Annotated in this window: 7 protein-coding genes; 3 read left to right on the forward strand and 4 right to left on the reverse strand. The window is 67.9% G+C overall.

Annotated features, from left to right (window positions below):
• Positions 1 to 30 precede the first annotated feature (30 nt).
• On the forward strand, positions 31 to 570 hold the full coding sequence (gene dcd, locus WAS25_RS14705; protein WP_422313437.1) for a dCTP deaminase: 540 nt from the start codon (positions 31 to 33) through the stop codon (positions 568 to 570).
• On the opposite strand, the gene WAS25_RS14710 is transcribed toward dcd, so the two are convergent.
• The 3 genes from WAS25_RS14710 to WAS25_RS14720 form a co-directional block, all read right to left on the reverse strand.
• Positions 561 to 971, reverse strand: coding sequence for a DUF2752 domain-containing protein (locus tag WAS25_RS14710; protein WP_422313425.1), 411 nt, complete (start codon positions 969 to 971; stop codon positions 561 to 563). The genes dcd and WAS25_RS14710 overlap by 10 nt on opposite strands.
• A gap of 4 nt (positions 972 to 975) precedes the next feature.
• On the reverse strand, positions 976 to 1,266 hold the full coding sequence (locus WAS25_RS14715; RefSeq protein ID WP_422313427.1) for a hypothetical protein: 291 nt from the start codon (positions 1,264 to 1,266) through the stop codon (positions 976 to 978).
• A 92-nt stretch (positions 1,267 to 1,358) separates the two neighbouring features.
• On the reverse strand, positions 1,359 to 2,978 hold the full coding sequence (locus tag WAS25_RS14720) for an adenylate/guanylate cyclase domain-containing protein (RefSeq protein WP_422313429.1): 1,620 nt from the start codon (positions 2,976 to 2,978) through the stop codon (positions 1,359 to 1,361).
• A gap of 100 nt (positions 2,979 to 3,078) precedes the next feature.
• Here WAS25_RS14720 and rimO point away from each other — a divergent pair, with 100 nt between their 5' ends.
• Positions 3,079 to 4,458 (forward strand): 30S ribosomal protein S12 methylthiotransferase RimO, encoded by a 1,380-nt coding sequence (gene rimO, locus WAS25_RS14725; RefSeq protein WP_422313431.1) that lies wholly within the window; start codon positions 3,079 to 3,081, stop codon positions 4,456 to 4,458.
• 187 nt (positions 4,459 to 4,645) lie between these two features.
• On the opposite strand, the gene WAS25_RS14730 is transcribed toward rimO, so the two are convergent.
• Positions 4,646 to 5,233 (reverse strand): hypothetical protein, encoded by a 588-nt coding sequence (locus WAS25_RS14730; protein WP_422313433.1) that lies wholly within the window; start codon positions 5,231 to 5,233, stop codon positions 4,646 to 4,648.
• 145 nt (positions 5,234 to 5,378) lie between these two features.
• Here WAS25_RS14730 and WAS25_RS14735 point away from each other — a divergent pair.
• A partial coding sequence (locus WAS25_RS14735) for an ABC transporter ATP-binding protein (RefSeq protein WP_422313435.1) occupies positions 5,379 to 5,864 on the forward strand: 486 nt, incomplete at its 3' end.

A 5,864-nucleotide genomic window follows, 5' to 3' on the forward strand; every position in this document is an offset into this window, starting at 1 on the left:
GGGCGCCTTCCGTTTGGCGCAGGAGATCCCGTGATCCTCACCGGCAGGCAGATCCTCGAGGCGAAGGCGCAGCGGCGGATCCGCATCGATCCCTGGCAGGAGGCCCAGCTCAACCCGAACAGCTACAACCTGCGCCTAGGCGAGGATCTGGCGGTCTACACGGACCACGAACTGGACATGGCCCGGCCCAACGGCATCGAGTTCCTGAAGATTCCCGCCGAAGGTCTGCTGCTGCAGCCAGGGAAGCTGTACTTGGGCCGCACGCAGGAGTACACCGAGACCCATGGCATGGTGCCCATGCTCGAAGGCCGCAGCAGCGTGGGGCGCCTGGGGCTCTTCGTCCACGTGACCGCCGGCTTCGGCGACATCGGCTTCTGCGGCTACTGGACCCTGGAAATCAGCTGCATCCAGCCTGTGCGCATCTACGCCGGCGTGGCCATCTGCCAGATCTTCTACCACACCGTCAGCGGTGACTATGACAGCTACGACTCGGGCAAGTACCAGCGCAACTCCGGCATCCAGCCCTCGATGCTGTGGAAGGACTTCCTGAAGGACAGCGATCAGGCCTGAGTCCGCAGCACCCAGAGCCAGTTCACCGCCAGCGCGGCCAAGCCGACCGCCAGCGCCACCTTCTGTTCCCGGGACGACAGCTCCATCCGGAGCGTCCGCCCCGTGGCCAGCCGCAGGCCGAACCCCAGCGTGCCAAGCACCAAGCCGAGGGTCACCAGAGGATTGAGCCGGAGGGCTTCCACCCAGGCCCCCTGCCCCAGTGCGAGCACCACCCGCGTGCTGCCACAGGTGGGGCAGGGATGACCGGAAAGGCGGTGCAGCAGGCAGGTCTCCAGGGCCGGCCCGCCACGTCTGTCCAGCAGAGCCCCCATGACCACCAGGAGCAGCCAGCAGCCCAGCACCACCAAGGCCCAGACCGGCAGCCTGGGCAGCCGGGGGGCCCGCTCCAGGCGGAACTTCACGGGATCAGTGGCCGCGCATGGCTCCGAGGGCAGCCAGGCCGCCGAAGAAGAGCACCCAGAGGATCGAGAGGATGGCGAAGGCGCAGCCGATGATCCCCAAGATCTTCCCGGCCTTGGTCAGGCCCTCGCCGCTGGGATCCATCCGGCCTTCGGCCATGGCCTTGAGGTCGCTCTGGCCCATGACCCAGGCGAGGATCCCGAAGATCACGCAGCACAGGATGCCGAGGATGCCGAAGACCAGCAGCATCACGCCACGGTGGGCCTTGACGGGGGCGGTGGACTGGAAGTCGTTCATGGGCGGCTCCTGCGACCGGGCTCGACCGGCATGGGTAGGCGATGTCGCCAGTGTAGGAGGGGGCTGGCCCGAAGGATAGTGGGCAAGCCTGTCTACTTCAGATCGTGGACCGCTGTCGGGGTGTCGTGGTCCCAGCGCACCTCGAAGGGGCGGATCTCCTGCTCGATGCCCTTGAGGGAGAAGGCCCCCAGCTGCCGGAGCCCTTCCTGCCCGATGAGCTCGGCGGTGCGGGGTCCCACCACGATCTGGCCTGGCCGCGCCACGGAGCTCTCCAGGCGGGAGGCCAGGTTCACGGTGCTGCCCATCACGGTGTAGTCCATGCGCTTCTCGCAGCCGATGTCGCCCGCGAAGGCCTCGCCGCTGTTGATGCCGATGCGCATCCGCAGCTCGGGGTAGCCCTCGGGCCGCATCGAATTCAAGGCGTACAGGGCCTCCTGCATGGCGATGGCGGCCTCCGTGGCGTGGCGCGCATGGTCGGCATCGGGATTGGGCGCCCCGAAGAAGGCCATGATGGCGTCGCCGATGTACTTGTCGAGCGTGCCGCCCCGGCTGAAGATCTGGTCGGTCATGGCCTCGAAGGTGCGGTTCAGGATGCCCGCCAGCACCATGGGCTCCATGCCCTCGCTCATGCGCGTGAAGCCGGAGATGTCCGCGAAGAGCACGCTGATCTGGCAGCGCTGGGCCTGGAGGGCCGGAGCCTCCTTGCTCTGGCTGGACTTCAGGATCTGATCCACCACCTGGGGGCTGTGGTACCGCTCGAGCCGCTGCCGGAACTTGACCTCGCGCTCGCGCTGGATGCCCACGGCGGCGAAGTTGGCCATGGCGCTGAGCAGGTGCTCGTCCTCCCGCTTGAAGCCGCCCTTGTTGAGGCTCGTCTCGAGGTAGATCACCCCGAAGGCCTTCTCCTCCACGATGAGCGGGGCGCACAGGGCCGAGGTGATGCCGTGGATCTTGATGCTCTCACCGGCGCTGAAGCGGGGATCCATGCGGGCGTCCGTGGTGAGGATGGCCACGCGGTTGTCCATGGCGGTTTTGGCGATGGTGCGGCTGATGGGATTGGCATGGACGCCGGGCTGCTCCTCCCAGATCAGCTCCGGGATGAGTTCCCCAGTGGCGTCGGCGAGCAGGATGAAACCACGCTGGCAGGGGATCTGGGCCGTCACGAGGCCCATCACCGACTCCAGCAGTTCGGCCAGCCCGGCGGCCCGCAGGAGGGTTCCGGCCATGCTGGCCAGGCGCTGGAACAAGGTGACCGCCTCGCCGGCCGGATGCTCCCCGCTGGCCTGGGCCAGCATGGCCTCCAGGCTGGCGTGGGGCACGAGGATGGAGCCGGAGGCGTCGAAGGCGCGGTCCTCCAGGGAGATCCGGGAGGCCACGGCTTTGGGCGTCAGGTTCAGGTTCAGGCCTGCCACTGAGGCGGCCAGGCCACCTTCCTGAACCCACATCACCATGGCCTCACCCAGGAGGACGGTATCGCCCGGGTGCAGCGGCATGGGCTCCGTGAGGGTCGTTCCGTTGAGAGAAGTCCCATTGAGGGACTTCATGTCCATGACGTGCGGCCTTCCGTCCTTGAGGAAGACCCGCGCATGGATGCGGCTCACGGCGTTCGCCTGGATCTTGATGGTGGCCTGGTCGCCCCGGCCGATGGTCACGCCCTCCTCCGTGAGGGTCACGGGATGCAGGGCGCCGTCAACCTGGAGGGTGAGCTTCATGGACAATCCGGAGGGGGTCTGAGTTTAACACCTGAGGCTGACCTTATCGGCCAGTCGCGGTAACCTATGAGGTTCCCCCGGATGGGGGTCTGGAGCACCGTTGACCAAAGTCGGATTCATGTCCCTGGGCTGCCCCAAGAACCTCGTGGATTCCGAGGTCATGCTGGGCCACCTGCGTCTCAAGGGGTACCAGATCACGCCGGTGCTGGAGGAGGCCCAGGTGCTGGTGGTGAACACCTGCGGCTTCATCGATGCGGCCAAGCAGGAGAGCATCGAGGCCATTCTCCAGGCCGCTTCCATGAAGCAGGAAGGCGCCTGCGAGAAGCTTATCGTGGCGGGCTGCCTCGTCGAGCGCTACCGGGACGAGCTCATGGCGGGGATGCCCGAGATCGACGCCTGCCTGGGCACTCGGGACATCGAGCAGATCGCCGAGGTCATCGGCGCCGGGGCCAGCTTCGAGTTGGATCCCAATCCCGACTACCTCTACAGCGAGGCCAGCCCCCGGATGCTCACCACCCCCAAGGCCAGCGCCTACCTCAAGATCAGCGAGGGCTGCGACCATGCCTGCGCCTTCTGCGTGATCCCCCAGCTGCGGGGTGCCCAGCGCAGCCGCAGCATCGAGAGTGTGGTAGCCGAGGCCAGGAACCTGGTGGCCCAGGGCGTGCTGGAGATCAGCCTGGTGGGCCAGGACACCACGGACTACGGCCGCGACTTCGGCGACCCCGATGCGCTGGAAAAGCTTGTCCGGGCCCTGGGCGCCGTGGAAGGCCTACGCTGGTTCCGCATCCACTATGCCTACCCGAACCGCCTCACGGACGGGCTGCTGCGCGCCATGGCCGAAACCCCCAACTGTGCCCGATACCTGGACATGCCGCTGCAGCACGCGGACGCCGCCATCCTCAAGGCCATGGCCCGGGGCGGCAGCCGGGCCTCCTTCATGAAGCTGTTGGAAAAGGTGCGCCGCCTGGTGCCGGGCATCGCCATCCGCTCCAACTTCATCGTGGGCTTCCCCGGCGAGGATGAGGCCGCCTTCGAGGAGCTGAAGGCCTTCGTGAAGGAGGCCCGCTTCGACCATGTGGGCGCCTTCACCTACAGCCCCGAGGAGGGCACCTCCGCCTTCGGCCTAGGCGATCCGGTTCCGAAGCGCACCAAGGAGGCCCGCAAGAGACGGCTCCTCGAGCTGCAGCAGAAGATCGCCCGGGAGAAGAATCAGGAGAAGGTGGGCCAGGTCATCGAGGTGCTGGTGGAGGGCGCCCACGAAGAGACCGACCTTCTCGTGAAGGGACGCCACGCCGGCCAGGCCCCGGACATCGACGGCAACGTGCTGCTGGTGGACGGCGCCCCCCAAGTGAACACCATCCAGCTGGTGCGCATCGTGAAGGCCCACGCCTATGACCTCATCGGCGAAGTGGAGGAGGGTGGCCTCGAAGCGAGCACGGCAGCCTACGAGACCGCCTTCCGCGCCCGGCAGCAGGCCTAGTCTGGCCTTCCTGGCCTCAACGCCCCGCCGGGTTCCCCACACCTGAGGCTTCCCCGCAGCCCCAGGCGTGACCCGGCAAGGGGTTGAGGCCCATGCAACGACCTCATCGGCGAGGTCGAGGAGGGCCGCCTAGAGGCGAGCACCGCGCCGTACGGGCTGGCCTTCCGGGAGCGACCCCGGCCCTAGCTCAATCAGGTGGCCGCAGGGAACTCAACTCCGGATCCGCCTTCTCCAGGCAGGAGGGACAGATGCCGTGGGTGGCCGAGGCCCCGGTGCGCTGCTGGATGAACACCTCCATCGGCTGCCACGCGCCTTGGTCATCCCGGATCTGGTGGCACCATGCGCAGACGGGCAGCAGCCCCTTCAGCTCCCGCACTTCAGCCATGGAAGCCTGCAGCTGCTGGTTGAGGGACTGCTGGACCAGGACCTCCCGGCGCAGGGCCCCCACGGCCCAGGCGCCGAGCAGGTAGGAGAGTTGCTTGTTCAGCGCATCCCAGAGCCGATACCACTCGGAACTGGCGTACCGCCCGCTCAGGATGACGTGGAGATACCAGCCCACCCCGCAGAATAGGGCCATGGCGAGCCCCTCGCGGGTCCCCCGGCACCAGGTCAGCCAGATCACGGGCACCAGGTAGAAGGCCGAGAAGTCCACCTCGGGCGGCGCCAGGACGTCGACCAGCAGGATCGCCCCGAAGAGCATGAGGGCCACCAGCCAGCCCAGCAGCGGGCTGGTGGTCCTGATCAAGCCCTCGCGAACACCCCACCCCCAGGCCATGGTGAGCCTCCACTCCGATCGGTCGACGGTCCAGGGCGTCATCTTGCCACGGGAGGCCGGTCTTGGGCCGAACAGGCCGCCACTCCTGAAGGTTCCGACCGTCCCCTCCGCGGCGACCCGCCTGGCGCCGGGCTACACTGGCGGCATGCTCCAGTTGGACCGCATCACCCGCGCCTACGAACTCGGCGGCGAACGCGCCGGCGTGTTCGACGTGTCACTGGAAGTGCCGAAGGGCTGCCTGGCGGTGCTTGCCGGCCCCAGCGGCAGCGGCAAGACTACCCTGCTCCAGTTGGCAGGACTGCTGGACGCGCCCGATGAAGGGGAGGTGCGCCTGGCCGGGCAGGCCGTGTCCGCCCTCTCTGAGAAGGACCGGTGCGATCTGCGCCTGCGCCGCCTGGGCTTCGTGTTCCAGGCCTTCAACCTGGTGCCGGTGCTGTCGGCCCTGGAAAACGTCATGCTGCCCCTACAGCTCCGGGGCGTGGCGGAGGCCGAGGCCAAGCCCCGGGCCGAAGCCGCGCTGGAACGCGTGGGCCTCTCGGACCGTGCACACCACCGGCCAAGCCAGCTGAGCGGAGGGCAGCAGCAGCGCGCCGCCATCGCCCGGGACCTGGCGCCCGACCCGCTCCTCGTC

This window comes from Geothrix sp. (assembly GCF_049292215.1).
In the GTDB taxonomy this organism is placed as follows: Bacteria; Acidobacteriota; Holophagae; order Holophagales; family Holophagaceae; genus Geothrix.

Bases quoted from the DNA above. Each gene is read 5' to 3' on its own strand.
- WAS25_RS14715 (WP_422313427.1), bottom strand. From the start codon at position 1,266: ATGAACGACTTCCAGTCCACCGCCCCCGTCAAGGCCCACCGTGGCGTG.
- WAS25_RS14730 (WP_422313433.1), bottom strand. From the start codon at position 5,233: ATGGCCTGGGGGTGGGGTGTTCGCGAGGGCTTGATCAGGACCACCAGC.
- WAS25_RS14720 (WP_422313429.1), bottom strand. From the start codon at position 2,978: ATGAAGCTCACCCTCCAGGTTGACGGCGCCCTGCATCCCGTGACCCTC.